Annotated in this window: 18 protein-coding genes and 2 pseudogenes; 12 read left to right on the top strand and 8 right to left on the bottom strand. The window is 39.8% G+C overall.

The window, feature by feature from the left end; translation table 11 throughout:
• On the bottom strand, window positions 1-870 hold an 870-nt coding region (locus tag SORDD05_RS01395), incomplete at its 3' end, for a lactonase family protein (RefSeq protein ID WP_061417782.1).
• 143 nt (window positions 871-1,013) lie between these two features.
• Between SORDD05_RS01395 and SORDD05_RS01400 the strand changes: the two genes are divergently transcribed.
• The 5 genes and pseudogenes from SORDD05_RS01400 to SORDD05_RS01420 form a co-directional block, all read left to right on the top strand.
• Window positions 1,014-2,180 (top strand): AI-2E family transporter, encoded by a 1,167-nt coding sequence (locus SORDD05_RS01400; protein WP_061416765.1) that lies wholly within the window; start codon window positions 1,014-1,016, stop codon window positions 2,178-2,180.
• On the top strand, window positions 2,170-3,399 hold the full coding sequence (locus SORDD05_RS01405; protein ID WP_061416766.1) for a tetratricopeptide repeat protein: 1,230 nt from the start codon (window positions 2,170-2,172) through the stop codon (window positions 3,397-3,399). The genes SORDD05_RS01400 and SORDD05_RS01405 overlap by 11 nt, the downstream gene beginning before the upstream one ends.
• A 149-nt stretch (window positions 3,400-3,548) precedes the next feature.
• Window positions 3,549-4,190 (top strand): amino acid ABC transporter permease, encoded by a 642-nt coding sequence (locus SORDD05_RS01410; protein ID WP_000120844.1) that lies wholly within the window; start codon window positions 3,549-3,551, stop codon window positions 4,188-4,190.
• Between the two features lie 10 nt (window positions 4,191-4,200).
• A complete protein-coding gene (locus SORDD05_RS01415) occupies window positions 4,201-4,830 on the top strand; it encodes an amino acid ABC transporter ATP-binding protein (RefSeq protein ID WP_000891749.1) in 630 nt (209 codons plus the stop codon).
• Between the two features lie 11 nt (window positions 4,831-4,841).
• A pseudogene (locus tag SORDD05_RS01420) lies at window positions 4,842-5,666 on the top strand (amino acid ABC transporter substrate-binding protein); the annotation flags it as partial.
• Window positions 5,667-5,857: 191 nt separating this feature from the next.
• Here SORDD05_RS01420 and lysS read toward each other — a convergent pair.
• From lysS to SORDD05_RS01445, 5 genes are all read right to left on the bottom strand, one after another.
• Window positions 5,858-7,348, bottom strand: a complete 1,491-nt coding sequence (gene lysS, locus SORDD05_RS01425) for a lysine--tRNA ligase (RefSeq protein ID WP_061416767.1) — start codon at window positions 7,346-7,348, stop codon at window positions 5,858-5,860.
• A gap of 138 nt (window positions 7,349-7,486) precedes the next feature.
• Window positions 7,487-8,110, bottom strand: a complete 624-nt coding sequence (locus SORDD05_RS01430) for a histidine phosphatase family protein (RefSeq protein WP_061416768.1) — start codon at window positions 8,108-8,110, stop codon at window positions 7,487-7,489.
• Window positions 8,110-8,592, bottom strand: coding sequence for an aminoacyl-tRNA deacylase (locus SORDD05_RS01435; protein ID WP_061416769.1), 483 nt, complete (start codon window positions 8,590-8,592; stop codon window positions 8,110-8,112). The genes SORDD05_RS01430 and SORDD05_RS01435 overlap by 1 nt, the downstream gene beginning before the upstream one ends.
• Entirely contained in the window at window positions 8,592-9,434 is an 843-nt protein-coding gene (locus SORDD05_RS01440) for a DUF368 domain-containing protein (RefSeq protein ID WP_061416770.1), read from the bottom strand. Before SORDD05_RS01440 ends, SORDD05_RS01435 begins: the two co-directional genes overlap by 1 nt.
• 106 nt (window positions 9,435-9,540) lie before the next feature.
• Window positions 9,541-10,341: a glycoside hydrolase family 25 protein gene (locus SORDD05_RS01445; RefSeq protein ID WP_061416771.1), complete on the bottom strand. Its 801-nt coding sequence runs from the start codon at window positions 10,339-10,341 to the stop codon at window positions 9,541-9,543.
• Between the two features lie 158 nt (window positions 10,342-10,499).
• Between SORDD05_RS01445 and glmU the strand changes: the two genes are divergently transcribed.
• From glmU to SORDD05_RS01480, 7 genes are all read left to right on the top strand, one after another.
• Window positions 10,500-11,879 (top strand): bifunctional UDP-N-acetylglucosamine diphosphorylase/glucosamine-1-phosphate N-acetyltransferase GlmU, encoded by a 1,380-nt coding sequence (glmU, locus tag SORDD05_RS01450; RefSeq protein ID WP_061416772.1) that lies wholly within the window; start codon window positions 10,500-10,502, stop codon window positions 11,877-11,879.
• Window positions 11,880-11,888: 9 nt separating this feature from the next.
• A complete protein-coding gene (locus SORDD05_RS01455; protein WP_061416773.1) occupies window positions 11,889-12,434 on the top strand; it encodes an NUDIX hydrolase in 546 nt (181 codons plus the stop codon).
• An 11-nt stretch (window positions 12,435-12,445) separates the two neighbouring features.
• Window positions 12,446-12,757, top strand: coding sequence for a cell wall synthase accessory phosphoprotein MacP (gene macP, locus SORDD05_RS01460; RefSeq protein ID WP_061416774.1), 312 nt, complete (start codon window positions 12,446-12,448; stop codon window positions 12,755-12,757).
• A 15-nt stretch (window positions 12,758-12,772) separates the two neighbouring features.
• Complete coding sequence (locus SORDD05_RS01465) at window positions 12,773-13,465, top strand: 5'-methylthioadenosine/adenosylhomocysteine nucleosidase (protein ID WP_061416775.1); 693 nt, start codon at window positions 12,773-12,775, stop codon at window positions 13,463-13,465.
• A gap of 76 nt (window positions 13,466-13,541) precedes the next feature.
• Window positions 13,542-14,036 (top strand): chromosome segregation protein RocS, encoded by a 495-nt coding sequence (rocS, locus tag SORDD05_RS01470; protein WP_061416776.1) that lies wholly within the window; start codon window positions 13,542-13,544, stop codon window positions 14,034-14,036.
• 81 nt (window positions 14,037-14,117) lie between these two features.
• A complete protein-coding gene (locus SORDD05_RS01475; RefSeq protein WP_061416777.1) occupies window positions 14,118-14,708 on the top strand; it encodes a 3'-5' exonuclease in 591 nt (196 codons plus the stop codon).
• An 8-nt stretch (window positions 14,709-14,716) separates the two neighbouring features.
• The gene (locus tag SORDD05_RS01480; RefSeq protein WP_061416778.1) at window positions 14,717-16,480 is read left to right on the top strand and encodes a glycerophosphoryl diester phosphodiesterase membrane domain-containing protein; all 1,764 of its coding nucleotides are present in this window, start codon (window positions 14,717-14,719) and stop codon (window positions 16,478-16,480) included.
• A 47-nt stretch (window positions 16,481-16,527) separates the two neighbouring features.
• Here the strand turns inward: SORDD05_RS01480 and SORDD05_RS01485 are convergent, their stop codons facing one another.
• Window positions 16,528-16,827, bottom strand: a complete 300-nt coding sequence (locus SORDD05_RS01485; protein WP_061416779.1) for a YbaB/EbfC family nucleoid-associated protein — start codon at window positions 16,825-16,827, stop codon at window positions 16,528-16,530.
• A 71-nt stretch (window positions 16,828-16,898) separates the two neighbouring features.
• Window positions 16,899-17,296, bottom strand: a pseudogene (locus tag SORDD05_RS01490) (site-specific integrase); the annotation flags it as partial.
• Window positions 17,297-17,681: the final 385 nt, after the last annotated feature.

Consider the following 17,681-nt stretch of genomic DNA (forward strand, 5'->3'; position numbering starts at 1 on the left):
AGTTAGGTCGAAATCACGTGGATTTTGTCCGTGTGTTGGAACAATCTCTAATAATTCCAAGCTACCATCGGCGAGGATTGTATAGACGGCAATGGAATCATGACCCCGATTGGATGCATAAAGGTATTTGCCATCTTTTGAAAGACGAATAGCAGCAGTAGCGTTGAAATCTTCGTATCCATCTGGTAAGGTTGAAATGACTTGCATGCGTTCGAATTCACCAACCCCATCGTAAATCAAGACTTCAATGGTACTGTTAAGTTCGCAAATGAGGTAGGCAATCTTATAATGATGATGGAAAACGATGTGGCGAGCACCTGCTCCAGCTTGGCTGTGATAGGTAGAGAGTTTACTTAGTTTTCCTTCTAGGCTAACATCGTAGGTCGTTACTTCGTCCGTACCGAGGTCACATGTGATGAGATACTGGTCAGGTGTTAGATTCGTAAAGTGAACATGTGGGGAAGTTTGGTTTTCATGAGGACCATGTCCACTATGCTGATCCAGATCCGTTTGGATGAGACTACCATCTGCTTGGCGCTGATAGACCAGAACTTGACCTTTGTGGTAGTTGGCCCCGTAAACGAGATTGCGCTTTTCATCCACTGCCACATAACAATGGGGAGCGCCTTCTTCAACCACATGATTTAACAAAGTACCATCGGTCTTGTAAGCAGCGATTCCACCCAAGCCATCCTGGCTCCCTACAGTGTATAAGTGTTGCTGTTGGTCAAAGGCAAGATAGGTCGGACTTGGTTCAGCAGCAAAGAGTTCAAGATTTGCAAGCTGGCCTGTTTCTGTATCAAAATCTGCCTTGTAAATCCCTTTAGATGAGCGACGAGTATAAGTTCCAAAATAAACAGTTTCTTTCATGTCCATACCTCTTAATAATGATAAGTTCATTATACCACAAAATGACAGTCAGGTAGTGTTCGTTTAATCTATGTAAGCACTTTAATAAGAGTTATTTTAGATTAAAAATGGTATAATGAAAGAATGACAGAAAGGATGTATTTATGGAACATAGAGAGAAACATTTTAGCCTATCTTGGTTTTTTAAGTGGTTTTTAGATAATAAAGCCATCACTGTATTTTTAGTAACCTTGTTACTGGGGCTAAACATTTTTATTCTAAGTAAGATTAGTTTTATCTTTTTACCTGTTTTGGATTTTTTAGGGGTTGTCATGTTGCCAGTTATTTTATCTGGTTTACTTTATTACCTCCTCAATCCGATTGTTGACTGGATGGAGAAACACAAGATCAATCGCGTTCTTGCTATCAGTATAGTTTTTGTCATTATTGGACTTTTTATCATTTGGGGTCTGGCAGTCGCTATTCCAAATTTCCAACGCCAAGTCTTAAATTTTGCAAAGAATGTACCGACATATCTTAAGGATGCTGATATGGTTATCAATGACCTTGTAACCAAACGCTTGCCAGATGATTTTAGACCTCAGTTGGAGCAGGTTCTTGCAAATGTTTCTACAGAAGCAACGATATGGGCCAGCAAAATTTCTTCTCAAGCCGTCAACTGGGTCAGCGCCTTTATCAGTAGTGTTTCTCAGGTGATTGTAGCGGTCATTATCGTACCCTTTATGCTCTTCTATCTCTTGCGTGATGGAAAAGGCTTGCGAGATTATTTGACTAAGTTTATTCCAACGAAGTTAAAAGAACCTGCGGGTGAAGTCCTATCGGATGTCAATAAACAGTTGTCAAACTATGTTAGAGGACAGGTTACAGTTGCTATTATTGTAGCCATCATGTTTATTATTTTCTTTAAGATTATTGGTCTCAGATATGCTGTGACTCTTGGTATTACGGCTGGTATCCTCAATCTAGTACCTTACCTGGGTAGTTTCCTTGCCATGCTGCCTGCCCTTGTTTTAGGTTTAATCGCAGGACCTGTCATGCTCTTGAAAGTAGTCATTGTCTTTATCGTGGAACAAACGATTGAAGGACGCTTCGTATCGCCTCTTATTTTAGGTAGTCAGCTCAATATTCATCCCATCAATGTTCTCTTTGTTCTCCTAACTTCAGGATCTATGTTTGGTATTTGGGGAGTCTTACTGGGAATTCCAGTCTATGCCTCAGCTAAGGTGGTCATCTCTGCTATCTTTAACTGGTATAAAAAAGTCAGCGGTCTGTATGAAGAAGAAGGGGAGGAAATCAAGAGTGAACAATAGTCAACGTATGCTTCAGGCTTTGGATGAACAGGATTTAACCAAAGCGGATCAGTATTTTCATAAAGCCCTCGAAACGGATTCAAGTGAAGTTCTTTACGAACTAGCTAGCTATCTAGAGGGAATTGGCTTTTATCCCCAAGCGAAAGAAATTTACCAAAATATCGTTACAGAATTTCCAGAAGCGAATCTGAACTTAGCAAGCATTGCTAGCGAGGATGGCAATGTTGAGGAATCTTTTGCTTACCTTGAGGCAATCACACCTGATAGTGATTGGTATGTATCGGCTTTGGCCTTGAAGGCTGACCTCTATCAGTTGGAAGGATTGACAGATGTAGCGCGTGAAAAGTTACTGGAAGCCTTAAGTTACTCAGATGATGCCTTATTAGTTTTTGGTCTGGCTGAGTTGGATAGCGAGTTAGGAAATTATCAGGAAGCTATTCAGGGTTATGCTCAATTAGACAATCGCTCCATCTACGAGCAAACGGGTGTCTCAACCTATCAACGAATTGGCTACGCTTATGCCCAGTTAGGTAAGTTTGAAGCTGCAACTGAATTCTTAGAAAAAGCTTTAGAATTAGAATATGATGATCAAACTGCCTTTGAACTGGCTAGTCTTTACTTTGACCAAGAAGAGTATCAAAAATCTGTTCTTTACTTTAAGCAGATTGATACCATTTCGCCAGATTTTGAAGGATATGAGTATGGTTATAGTCAAGCCTTGCACAAGGAACATCAGATAGAAGAAGCTCTCCGTATCGCTAAACAGGGTTTGGAGAAAAATCCATTTGAAACTCGTCTCTTGCTAGCTGCTTCTCAGTTCTCGTATGAATTGCATGATTCTAGCGGTGCGGAGGACTTTCTCCTTACTGCAAAAGAAGATGCAGAAGACACTGAGGAGATTCTCCTTCGTCTCGCAACCATTTATATGGAACAAGAGCGGTTTGAGGATATTATCGCTCTCCAAAGTCAAGAACCTGAAAATCTCCTGACCAAGTGGATGATTGCACGCTCTTACCAGAAAATCGAGGATTTAGATAAGGCTTATGAGCTCTATCAAGAACTGTCGTCTGACCTCAAGGACAATCCAGAGTTTCTGGAGCAATATACTTATCTCTTGCGTGAATTGGGGTATTTTGAAGAAGCTAAGACTCAAGCAGAGGCATATTTAAAACTGATTCCAGATGATGTTCAGATGCAAGAACTGCTAGAAACACTTTAAAAATATCCTATAAAGCAAAACTGTATCTAGTCATTTTGATGGATACGGTTTTTTTTATTTTCAAAAAGAAATAGAATTTTTTTACAATAACCCTTGCTAAATTGTTTATTTATGCTATAATAGGAACAATTATTTTTAGGAGGTGCAGTATGTCTTATTTGTTTGAGATATTACCGAGTTTATTGAGCGGTGCAAGCATGACTTTACAGGTTTTTGTACTGGTCTTGATTTTTTCTATTCCCTTGGGCGTTTTGATTGCCTTTGCCTTGCAAGTCCATTGGAAGCTCCTCCATTATCTGATCAACATTTATATCTGGATCATGCGGGGAACACCCTTGCTCTTGCAATTGATCTTTATCTATTATGTGCTCCCAAATATTGGGATTCGTTTGGATCGCCTTCCTGCGGCTATTATTGCCTTTGTTTTGAATTATGCAGCTTACTTTGCTGAAATCTTCCGTGGGGGGATTGATACCATTCCTAAGGGTCAATATGAGGCTGCTAAGGTCTTGAAGTTTAGCCCTTTTGCCACAGTGCGCTATATTATCTTACCACAGGTGACCAAAATTGTTCTACCTAGTGTATTTAATGAAGTCATGAGTTTGGTCAAGGATACTTCTTTGGTCTATGCCTTAGGTATTTCAGATTTGATTTTGGCTAGTCGTACAGCAGCCAACCGTGATGCTAGTCTGATTCCTATGTTCTTGGCAGGAGCAATTTACTTGATTTTGATTGGTATTGTGACTATCCTTGCCAAAAAAGTTGAGAAGAAGTACAGTTACTATAGATAGGAGGATTGCTATGTTAGAATTACGAAACATCAACAAGGCCTTTGGTGGCAAACAAATCTTAACCAATTTCAGCCTATCAATTCCTGAAAAGCAAATCCTGGCAATCGTAGGTCCATCAGGAGGCGGAAAAACAACCTTGTTGCGTATGTTAGCTGGACTGGAAACTATCGATTCTGGAGAAATCTACTATAACGGTGAATCTCTAGCTTTAGACGAACTAGAAAAGCGCAACCTACTAGGCTTTGTCTTCCAAGATTTTCAACTTTTCCCTCATTTATCAGTTCTGGACAATTTGACCCTATCGCCTGTGAAAACTATGGGAATGAAGCAGGAAGAGGCTGAGAAGAAGGCGCGTGGACTCTTGGAACAGTTAGGACTAGCAGGGCACGCAGATGCTTATCCCTTCTCACTATCAGGTGGGCAAAAGCAGCGAGTGGCTTTGGCGCGTGCTATGATGATTGACCCAGAAATCATTGGTTATGATGAACCAACTTCTGCCTTGGATCCAGAATTACGCTTGGAAGTGGAAAAACTGATTTTGCAAAATAGGGAACTTGGGATGACGCAAATTGTGGTTACCCACGATTTACAATTCGCTGAGAATATTGCAGATGTATTATTAAAAGTAGAGCCTAAATAGGAGGAAAAATGATGAAAAAATTGATGCTTGTATTAGTCAGTCTAATGACTGCTTTGTTCTTAGTAGCTTGTGGGAAAAATTCTAGTGAAACTAGTGGAGATAATTGGTCTAAGTACGAGTTTAACAAGTCTATTACTATTGGGTTTGATAGTACTTTTGTTCCAATGGGATTTGCTCAGAAAGATGGTTCCTATGCAGGATTTGATATTGATTTAGCTACAGCTGTTTTTGAAAAATACGGAATTACGGTAAATTGGCAACCGATTGATTGGGATTTGAAAGAAGCTGAATTGACAAAAGGAACGATTGATCTGATTTGGAATGGCTATTCCGCTACAGACGAACGTCGTGAAAAGGTAGCATTCAGTAACTCATATATGAAGAATGAGCAGGTATTGGTTACTAAGAAATCGTCAGGTATCACGACTGTAAAAGATATGACTGGAAAGACTTTGGGAGCTCAAGCTGGTTCATCTGGTTATGCGGACTTTGAAGGAAAGCCAGCGATTTTGAAGGATATTGTCGCTAATAATGAAGCGAATCAATACCAAACTTTTAATGAAGCCTTGATTGATTTGAAAAACGATCGAATTGACGGCCTATTGATTGATCGTGTCTATGCAAACTATTATTTAGAAGCAGAAGGCGTTTTAAACGATTATAATGTCTTTACAGTTGGACTAGAAACAGAAGCTTTTGCAGTTGGAGCACGTAAGGAAGATACAACTCTGGTTAATAAGATAAATGAAGGATTTTCTAGTCTTTACAAGGATGGTAAGTTCCAAGAAATTAGTCAAAAATGGTTTGGGGAAGATGTAGCCACCAGTCAGGTGAAAATCAAGAATAAGAAAAAGAGATTGAGTGTACCCCAGTCTCTTTTTGTATCGAAAAATCCTCTGGCAAGTACCAGAGGATAAGAGTTTATACTCAATGAAAATCAAAGAGCAAACTAGGAAGCTAGCCGCAGGCTGTACTTGAGTACGGCAAGGCAACGCTGACGTGGTTTGAATTTGATTTTCGAAGAGTATTATTTCATTGTTGGGAAGAGCAATACATCACGGATAGTGGTTGTATCAGTGAGGAGCATGCAGAGACGGTCAATACCGATTCCCAAACCACCTGTTGGTGGCATACCATATTCAAGGGCTTCGATGTAATCGTAGTCGATGCCTGTTGCCTCGTCGTCACCAAGTTCTTTAGCTTTAGCTTGAGCTTCAAAACGGCTAAGCTGATCGATTGGGTCGTTCAACTCGGTAAAGGCATTACCATATTCCTTGGTCATAATGAAGAGCTCGAAACGGTCAGTAAAGCGTTCGTCTTCAGGATTTTTCTTAGCGAGCGGTGAGACAGCTACTGGATGACCATAGACAAAGGTTGGTTGGATCAAGGTTTCTTCAACGTACTCTTCAAAGAAAGCGTTGATGATGTGACCAACTTCAGTGTAGTGTTTTTCAACTGGAACTTTCTTCTCAGCAGCGATAGCTTTTGCTTCCTCGAAGGTCATGTCTTGCCAGAAATCTACGCCAGTAATTTCCTTGATAGCATCCACCATGTGAACACGTTTAAATGGTTCATTGATTTTGATTTCAGTACCTTGATAGTTTACTGGGCCATCACCTTTGACTGATTTAGCAGCGTGCTGGATAATACCCTCCGTCAAGTCCATGATATCTTGGAAGTCAGCATAAGCTTGATAAACTTCGATAGAAGTGAACTCAGGGTTATGAGTGGCGTCCATTCCCTCGTTACGGAAGATACGGCCAATCTCGTAAACACGTTCCATACCACCAACGATGAGGCGTTTCAAGTGAAGCTCAGTTGCAATACGAAGAACCATGTCAATGTTTTGGGCATTGTGGTGAGTGATAAATGGACGAGCCGCAGCACCACCGGCTTCGTTGTGAAGAACAGGTGTTTCCACTTCAAGGAAACCTTTTTGGTCGAGGTAACGACGGATTTCAGAGATGATTTTTGAACGAGTGACAAAACGCTCAAAGCTTTCGCGGTTAGAAATCAAGTCAAGGTAACGTTTACGGTAAATTGTTTCAACATCAGTCAAACCGTGGAATTTCTCGGGAAGCGGGCGAAGTGCTTTAGACAAGTGTGTAATGTGAGTTGCCTTGATAGAAAGTTCTCCCATATCGGTACGCATGACTTCACCTTCGACACCAAGGAAGTCACCGAGGTCAGCCTTTTTGAAGATTTCGTAGTTTTCTTCACCGACTTCGTCTTTACGAACGTAGATCTGGATTTGACCTTCTCGGTCTTGAAGATGGGCAAAGCCGACTTTCCCTTTACCACGTTTAGTTACTAAGCGTCCAGCAATAGTAGCAGTTTCATTTAATTCATGTAATTGTTCTTTATCAAGTTCTGCAAATTTGTCTTTTAGTTCTTGAGAGTTAGCAGTACGTTCAAAACGTTTTCCGAAGGGATCGATTCCTTGTTCACGGAGCGCAGCCATTTTTTCACGGCGAACGATCTGCTGGTCATTTAGTTCTTCCATATGTTCTGTAGACATGGGTTCCTCCTAATTTTACTCAAAATTGAATACGATGAGTCATTTTTTGCGATACTCCCATTTTATCATAAATAGCAGAGAAATTCACGGATATTCTTTGAAAACTAAAAAGAACTTGACTATTAAGATCAAGTCCCATTATTTTCTTTGATAGGAAGTGTCATTCCATCTTTCCAGAGTGAAGGTTTCAAAATCATTAGTCTCTAAAACTGTCAGACTAGCATTGGTCAAGCCTCCATCTTTGCGAAGATGAGCCTCTTTATAGCCTAGAAGAGTACGTAGGCTAGCAGTGAGATTTGCACCATGACCGACGATTAGAATGTTTTCAGCCGGACTTCCTTTCAGAGATTTGATAAATTGAATAGTACGCTGAGTCGTAGAGTAGAGGGATTCAGCTTCAAACATCTTCGTATCAAACTGAGCGAGATTAGAGCGAAAGGCCTTGATTTGTCGTGGATAGATGGCATTGAGCGTTGCGATTTTTAAACCTTCAAGTTTTCCAAGTTGCCATTCGCGCAGGTCAGGAATGCTCTTTAAAGTACAAGGAGCCTGAAGTTGACTTTGGATAATTTCAGCAGACTTAATCGCTCTAGGTAAATCACTTGAATAAATCTTATCAAAAGGTATTTCCTTGAGATACTGACCAAGTTGCTTTAGGGTGTCAATAGATTCTGGAAGAAGGGGAGAGTCACCACTAGCACCTTGAAAGCGACCTTCAAGATTCCAGAGGGTGCGACCATGACGAACAAAATAGAGTTTCATTACTTACTTTCCTCCAAGATATCAGCAAAATCCGCTTTTACAAAGCTGGCCAAGTCTTGAGGTCGGATGATGATACTATGCCCGACTTCCCCAGCAGAGACAATCATTTGATCCAAGTCCAAAGCAGTCTTATCGAGAAAAATGGGATAATTGTGTTTTTGGCGAATGCCGACGGGGTTATTAGCCCCATGAACATAGCCTGTCGTTTTTTCCAAGTCCTTCTGTGGAATCATGCTCACTTTTTTATTGCCAGAAACCTTTGCTAGTTTTTTCTCAGCGAGGTGTTCTGTTAAGGGAACGATTCCGATAATTGGTCCTGTCTTGTCTCCCAAAAGAGCCAAGGTTTTAAAGATATGAGTTCGATCATATTCCGAAGGTAGTTCACCCTCAAGCGCGTTGATTTGAATGCCTGTGTGTTCAATACCCGCCTTGGTCAAGATTTGTTCGACCAAGGTTTTTTTAATCTTGACTTTCTTTGCCATTATTTATACTTATCCTCCAATTGACTCATCCAGATACCAAGCCAAATGCCAAGCGCAAAGAAGAAGGCAACGAGTACATAGCTCACAATAGAAAGTCCAGTGTATTGGATACTTTCAGCATTTCCAGCATTTGGAATCAAAATCAAGAGAGTACTTGAAAGCACAATACCAATGATAAAGTGATAAACACGGGAGTGGTAGTTGTTCAAGGCGTGATCCATCAATTTTGAAAAGATAATGAGGGTTGCTCCTGCACCAATTCCGATAGGAATGAAGGTTCCAAATAAATCAAAGGTTTTAAAACCAGTCAGCATAGGAGCGTACAGTCCCAAAATCAAAAGTAGATTTGACGGACTTAGACCAGGGACCAAGACACCAAGAGCTAAAAGAGCACCCGCTAGGATGAAGTTTGCAAAACTTGCACTGAGTGAACCAACAACAAAGTTTAGCGCGTAGAGCCCGACTCCTGAAAGGATAAAGGTAGTCCAGAACCAGACTAGGTCAATCTTATCACGATCAGATTCTCGAGTAGATTCTTTAAGGAGACTAGGAACTGTACCGATGATAGCTCCTGCAAAACTCCATAAAACATAGACTTGGTAATTTTCTAACAAATATTCGACTGGATAAGAAAACAAACCAATCCCTAGCAACATCCCGATTGCTACTGGGATAAAGTATAGGACATTCTCTTTAAAATCTTTAAAGGGGTGAGCCAGAAAGCCAATCATTCGCTCGTAAATACCCAAAATAGCTGCTAAAACACCGCCAGAAATTCCCGGTAGGATAAATCCTAATGCGATGACGATTCCTTTAATAACTCGTGCAATCCATGAAAACATAATAAAATCCTCAATTTCATAAAATTCTTTCTCTATGCTATCAATTATAACACAGACGGGGAGAAAATGAAAAAACAAGTGAAAAAGTTTGTTATTTTCACTTGTCTTATGGCCTTAAAAATAGTTTTCTGAAGGTTTCTTCCTTCTCTTTAGCAGTAGAAATCAAATTGATGTCCAAATGATGTTCAAATCCTGCAATTCTCCCCTTAGAAGTGTACTGGTGGAGATCGTAGTCCAGATCGGTATTTGGTTTAGTTTCAAAATAACCTGAGTCTGTTCCATAGGAGGGGATCCAAATAGCAGTGAACTTATCTGTATTGATACTATGCTCTTGCATGAAGTAAACCCCAACGTAGATGCCGATGTTTTTAGCGCCGAGAGCTGCCAGTTTGGCACGAAAGGCTTCAACACCTTCATTCATATCAGACATTGTTTTTTCTTCAACATCTAACCAGTAGTAGCTAGGATTGTAGGGAGAAGCAGCGTTGTAGAAGACTTCAGCAGCCTTCTCCATTTCTTCCTTATTTTTTCCAGCTACATAGGCATAAACCCCCACAGGGACATTCCGTTTTTGAAATTCTGCTATATGATTTTTATAGGCTTTATCGACACCATTGATAAAGGCAGCATCATTTGTTTCAGTGTGCTGAGCCCCATTGTGCACGCGAACGATAACACCAGAAATGTTTTGAGATAAGGTGTCGTAGTTAATCTCCTCAGGTCTTTGCCAACCAGAGACGTCGATAATGGGTTTGTCAAGATTATGCAAGGCTTGTGTTTCAACTTGAAGAGCATTTGGTTTTGTTTTGATAGGATGATCCTCAAAACTTGGTCTATTGAGGAGTAAAATCGCTATGAAAATTCCAAATAAACTAAAAATAATAGCTGGATGAATTTGTTTTCTCATATTTATTTAGTTTATCGTAAAAATTTAAAAAAATCAAAGGAAACAGTCTAGAAATGTAGACAAGTAGGGGAGATTTTCAGGAAAGCACCTGTTTGTTTGTTCTTTAAAAGTAAAATTATGGTATAATATAAGGGAATTTTTACAGAAAAGAGAATAGTATGTCAAATTATGCCATTATTTTAGCAGCGGGTAAGGGTACTCGCATGAAATCAGATCTTCCCAAAGTACTTCATAAAGTAGCAGGAATTTCGATGTTGGAACACGTTTTTCGTAGTGTTGGTGCTATTCAACCTGAAAAAACAGTTACTGTAGTTGGTCACAAGGCGGAGCTAGTTGAGCAAGTCTTGGCTGGTCAGACAGACTTTGTTACCCAATCAGAACAACTAGGAACAGGGCATGCTGTCATGATGGCAGAGCCCATTCTCCAAAATCGCACTGGGCACACCTTGGTTATCGCTGGGGATACTCCTCTGATTACAGGTGAAAGCTTGAAAAACCTCTTGGATTTCCATATCAATCACAAAAATGTGGCGACTATTTTAACAGCCGAAGCGGCAGATCCTTTCGGATACGGTCGAATTGTCCGCAACGATAATGCTGAAGTTCTTCGCATTGTCGAGCAGAAAGATGCCACTGATTTTGAAAAACAAATCAAGGAAATCAATACAGGAACTTATGTATTTGACAATGAACGTCTTTTTGAAGCCCTTAAAAATATCAACACCAACAATGCCCAAGGAGAATACTATATTACTGATGTGATTGGTATTTTCCGTAATGCGGGTGAGAAGGTTGGCGCCTATACTCTCAAGGATTTTGATGAAAGTCTTGGGGTAAACGACCGTGTGGCTCTTGCGACTGCGGAAGCAGTGATGCGTCGCCGTATCAATCATACTCACATGGTTAATGGTGTCAGCTTTGTTAATCCAGAAGCAACTTACATTGACATTGATGTCGAGATTGCTCCTGAAGTCCAAATTGAAGCCAACGTTACCTTGAAAGGTCAAACGAAGATTGGTGCAGAGACTATTTTAACAAATGGAACTTATATCGTGGATAGCACTATCGGATCTGGAGCCGTGATTACGAACTCCATGATTGAGGAAAGTACAGTTGCGGACGGTGTGACAGTCGGTCCCTATGCCCATATTCGTCCAAGTTCAAGCCTAGCTGCCCAAGTTCACATTGGTAACTTTGTTGAGGTTAAAGGTTCTTCAATCGGTGAAAATACCAAGGCGGGTCATTTGACTTATATTGGAAATTGTGAAGTGGGTAGCAACGTTAATTTCGGTGCCGGAACTATTACAGTCAACTACGATGGCAAAAATAAATACAAAACTGTCATTGGCAATAATGTCTTTGTTGGATCAAACTCAACTATTATTGCTCCTGTAGAACTTGGGGATAATTCTCTGGTTGGAGCGGGTTCAACTATTACCAAGAATGTTCCTGCTGATGCTATTGCTATCGGTCGTGGACGACAAGTTAACAAAGATGAGTACGCAACTCGCTTGCCTCATCATCCCAAGAACCAGTAGGAGTTTGTCATGGAATTTGAAGAAAAAACGCTTAGTCGAAAAGAAATCTACCAAGGTCCTATTTTCAAACTGGTACAAGACCAGGTGGAACTACCAGAAGGAAAGGGAACTGCCCAACGTGACTTGATTTTTCACAATGGAGCTGTTTGTGTACTAGCCGTGACAGCCGAGGACAAAATTGTCCTCGTTAAGCAATACCGAAAGGCTATTGAGGCTGTCTCTTATGAGATTCCCGCAGGAAAACTGGAAACTGGTGAAAATGCGGATCCAATGGCAGCTGCCCTTCGTGAATTGGAAGAAGAGGTTGCCTACACTGCTAAGTTAGAGCTTTTATATGATTTCTATTCTGCGATTGGATTTTGTAATGAAAAACTAAAACTCTACCTCGCTAGTGATTTGGTCAAGGTGGAAAATCCTCGCCCACAAGATGATGATGAAACCTTGGAAGTTTTAGAAGTCAGTCTAGAGGAAGCAAAGAACCTGATCCAGTCAGGTCATATCTGTGATGCCAAGACTATCATGGCAATTCAGTACTGGGAACTACAAAAGAAATAGAGGAGCAACCCATGGGAAAACCTTTATTAACAGACGAAATGATTGAACGTGCCAACCGAGGTGAGAAAATCTCAGGACCACCTCTTCAAGATGATGAGGAAACAAAGATCCTACCAACGCCTTCACAACATTTTGGTTATTCACGTTCTAGAGACCACGGTTTTAGTCAAGATACACTTACAATCGAAGTAGAACCAACGATTCATAAAAGTCGCCGCATTGAGAATACTAAGAGAAATGTTTTTAATTCGAAACTCAATCGCATCTTGTTTGCAGTCATCCTACTTTTGATTTTGTTAATTTTAGCAATGAAACTCTTGTAATTGAAAGGAAATGAAATGAAAATTGGAATCATTGCTGCCATGCCAGAAGAGTTGATACATTTGACTCAGAATTTGGATAAACCTCAAGAAGTCCAAGTCATGGGAAATACCTACTACACTGGCACTGTTGGCAATACAGAAGTCGTTCTAGTTCAGAGTGGGATTGGGAAGGTTATGTCGGCTATGAGTGTAGCGGTGTTAGCTGATCATTTCCAAGTAGAAGCCATTATTAATACAGGATCAGCAGGTGCTCTTGCAGAAGGGATTGCTGTCGGTGATGTAGTGATTGCGGACAAACTTGTCTACCATGATGTGGATGTGACTGCGTTTGGCTACGCTTATGGTCAGATGGCTGGTCAACCCCTCTACTTTGGATCAGATAAGAACTTTATCGCTAGGATTCAAGAAAGTTTATCTCAAGTAGAACAGACCTGGCACCTAGGCTTGATTGCTACAGGGGACAGTTTTATAGCTGGAGATGATAAGATTGCTAGTATCAAATCTCACTTCCCTGAAGTTTTAGCAGTGGAGATGGAAGGGGCGGCCATTGCTCAGGCGGCTCAGGCTCTTGACCTACCTTTCCTCGTCATTCGTGCTATGAGTGACAATGCCAATCACGAAGCCTCTATCTCATTTGATGAGTTTATTATCGAAGCTGGACGTCGTTCGGCCCAAGTCTTACTAGCCTTTTTAAAGGCCTTGAATTAAGCGGAAATTTGACAGTTTATCTAGCTTATGATAAGATTTAAATAAAGAAAAGCTAGAAAACGTTTCAGAGGATATTATGAGTATTGAAATGACCGTCAGCGAGATTGCAGATGTCTTAGGACTATCTCGTCAGGCAATCAACAATCGTGTTAAAGAACTTCCCGAAGAAGACACGAAAAAAAATGACAAAGGTGTAACAGTAGTTACTCGAAGTGGCTTGATTAAGCTAGAAGAAATCTATAAAAAAACAATTTTTGAAGATGAACCAGTCAGTGAAGATGTCAAACAACGGGAACTGATGGAAATCTTGGTCGATGAGAAAAATGCTGAAATTCTTCGATTGTATGAGCAACTCAAGGCCAAAGACCAGCAGTTAGCAGAAAAAGATGAGCAGATGCGCATCAAAGATCGCCAGATTGCTGAAAAGGACAAACAGTTGGACCAACAGCAACAGTTGACTCTTCAAGCAATGAAGGATCAAGAAAGTTTGAAACTAGAGTTGGACCAAGCAAAAGAAGAAGTCCAAGCAACCAAAAAAGGCTTTTTTGCTCGCCTATTTGGAGGAAAATAAAGAAGCTGTTTGGGTTATTCACTAACCTAATAGCTTCTTTTCTTATTTATAGTTTAAATTGAGTCGTAATTGAGGTAAAAGATGGAAAAATTAAGAGACTATATCGCCTTTGACTTAGAATTCAATCAACACGAAGGAGTTACCCATTTAATTCAGGTATCAGCAATTCACTTTCAAGATGGTCAAGAGATAGGTGCCTTTGATTCTTATGTCCATACCAGCGTGCCTTTAAAGAGTTTTATTAATGGTTTGACAGGAATTACAGCTGAAACCTTGAAAGATGCGCCAAAAGTAGAAAAAGTTTTAAAAGACTTTCAGGCTTTTGTTGGCAATTCACCTATCGTTGGATACAATGCAGTCAAGAGTGATTTGCCTATTCTCTTGGAGCATGGCTTGGACTATCGTGACCAGTATAAGGTAGACCTATATGATGAGGCTTTTGAACGCCGTAGTTCCGACCTACACGGCATAGCTAATCTCAAACTGCAAACTGTGGCGAATTTTTTAGGGTTTAAAGGTCAATCGCATAATAGTTTAGCAGATGCCCGCATGACGGCGCGTGTTTATGAAGCCTTTTTGGAGTCGGATGAAGGAAAACTATTATTAGAAGAACAGAGTAATCTATCCATGAATCCCTTTGGCGGGCTAGATTTATCTCAATTTCTAGACTAGGAGTGCCTATGAAACCTGAAAAACCTAAAAAACTAGGTTTTAGGAAAATTTACCTCAACCTAGATAAAGTTCTCTTCCTCTTTTTCTTAATTTTCATGATGGTGGAATATCTGTGGTTACCTCTCAATTCTTTTCTTGCTGGTCTTTTACTCAGCCAGACGGGATATTTGTTTATTTCTTACAATAATATTTTTGCCATTATCACGAGTTCTCCTTTAATCAGTCTGGCCTTTCTCGTCTTGATTGTAATCAATCTTTTGGTGGCCTATTTCCAGATTTGCCTCCTCTTTATTGGGGCGCGTCACCTTCTATACCACGAAAAGAGAACCTTGATTGAGTACAGTCGCAAAGTTTTCCAGCAAAGTTTTCTGTTCATGAAACGCTTGAGCTTCTGTAAGATGGCCTTTGTATTCTTCTACGTAGCCATGCTCTTTCCTTTCATCAGGAAAATTTTAAAAATTTATTACTTAAATAAAATCGTTATTCCAGACTTTATCGTGACTTACCTGGAAGATAAGCACTGGCTAGTAGGCTTGATGATTTTTGCATCTGCTTGGATTTTGCTCTATGTGTCTGTCCGACTCATGTTTGCCCTTCCGAAGATTCTCTTTGAAAAGAGGACTGTGAGAGAAGGAGTAAAATATAGCCTACAAAAGACAAAAAAACAAGTTCTCTTTTATGCTTGGAACTTGCTACTCATTATTATTAAAACCTATCTCTTTTTCTTCCTTCTCTTGACTCCCTTGCTAATAGGACAGATTGTAATTGACAATTTAACACAGAAAGAATCACTGATCCTTGGAGTTATCAACTTTGTCTTGATAAAAAACATCCACTATATGGCCTTGACCTATTTCCTTGTTAAGTTTGTCTCCTTTTTGACCGGTGAGGAACTGGAGATTATGCCAAGAAGAAAAAAAGACCATTTGATGAGATGGGGAGTTATGGGCTGCGCTAGTATCTTTTTTGCGCTGGAAGGTTATATCTATCTGGAAGCTCCTGTGACAAATACCCCTTTAGTCATTTCACATAGGGGCGTTTCAAATAAAAATGGTGTACAAAACACTGTACAGTCTTTGGAAAAAACAGCGCAACTGAAACCAGATTTGATTGAAATGGATGTACAGGAGACCAAAGATGGTCAGTTTGTGATGATGCATGACGCCAATCTTAAGAACTTAGCAGGTATCAATGCCAGACCTCAAGACTTGACTTTGGAGGAGTTGACAGGGTTAGATATTTCTGAAAATGGCTATCGAACCAAGATATCTAGTTTTGATGACTATCTCAATCGCGCGAATGAACTTCATCAAAGATTGTTGATTGAAATTAAAACCAGTAAAAAAGACAGTCCACAAATGATGGAACGTTTCCTTGAAAAGTATGGGGCGACTATCAAGAAATATGGACACCAGATGCAATCACTAGACTATCATGTGATTGACCAAGTTTTGAAATATGATTCAACTATTCCAGCTTATTTCATCTTGCCTTATAATAGTATTTTCCCAAAAACCAAGGCAACGGGCTATACCATGGAGTATTCAACATTGGATGAATATTTTGTTACTAAACTTTGGTATACAGAACAAAAGCTTTACGTATGGACCATCAATAGCTCTGACGCACTTGATAAATCGTTGCAGTTGTCAGTGGATGGGATGATTACAGATGACATGGAGATGCTACAGGAGACTTTAGCAGCAGCTCAGGAAGATCCAGAATACACCGATCTCCTTTTGAAAAAAGCTACGGAGTTCTTTAATTTCTAACAGAGAAAAAAAGGAGAAGTGAACCTTCCTCCTTTTTCTGTAGGTGATTAGAATGGTAATTTTCCAGCGAAAGCACCTAGTTTTTTCTTAGTCGTTTCGTCGATTTGTTCTAGAGCAGCGTTGATGGCTTGAACGGTCATATCAGACAAGGTTTCTAGGTCTTCTGGATCTACAACTGCTGGGTTAAAGTCAATACTGACCACCTTTTTGTCTCCAGTTAAAGTTGCTTGAACAAGGTCTTGAGCAGATTTTCCAACAAATTGCATAGCGGCAAGTTCTGCTTGACTTTGTTCCATTTGTTTTTGAAGTTTTTGTGCTTGGCGCATCATGTTTTGCATGTTCATCATAAGATTTTTAAGATTCCTTTCGTATCAAGGCTTTGAGCCTTGTTTTATAAATTTTTTTGCCATTTTTTGCCCTAGAAGTTGTCAAAAGCATTGGCAACTTTTTTTGTTGAGTTGGGAATAGGTGCGAGTAGATGTTAATAGTTGTATTAATGCTACTGTGTCCAAGTCGTTTCATAAGTGTAAAAAATATAGAATCTTTTCCCTCACCGTTTCTGAGTCCTTTTGAAATTAGAAACGCTGCATGTGAGTGTCGGAAATCGTGATTACGAATCATTTTTAATGACGCAGGTATTCTTTTTTTCAATTTAATCTTTTGATTAGAAACCATTGGAGCAGTCAGTTGTAAAGGACTGTCTTGAAAGATTTGTAAGTTTTCTGTATTGTCCGTAAACTCTACTAATAGGTGAGCTTGTTTTTCTTTCCATTGCGTTAGTTCTTGAACGAATGCTTTATGAATGTAAATTCGACGTATAAAAAGCACCACGCTTATCCTCTTTTAAAATATTTTCTTACGTAGAAATCTCACAAAGATACTCAACAGATATTTTAAATGTTACTTGGTTAAGCTATGAAGTCTATACTTAGATTCGTATTACTTGGACTTTACTCTTGTGGAGGTTCCCTCGCTTTCTATGACATATTCTCTCACCTGTCAGTTTACTGAAATCGTGGCTAATATTAATTCACTAGCTTTGGTTGAGACAGTATCATTGAAGTACACTATTGATTATATCATTTTTGAACTCTATTGAAAAGCCAAATTTTCCCCAATAGAACTTACTGAAATACGTCCAATTCTTTTATTATTATTATAAATTATATAAAGCTTTGCAAACTAGTTCATTCATTTTCCC

The organism is Streptococcus oralis, from assembly GCF_001578705.1.
Taxonomy (GTDB): Bacteria; Bacillota; Bacilli; order Lactobacillales; family Streptococcaceae; genus Streptococcus; species Streptococcus oralis_J.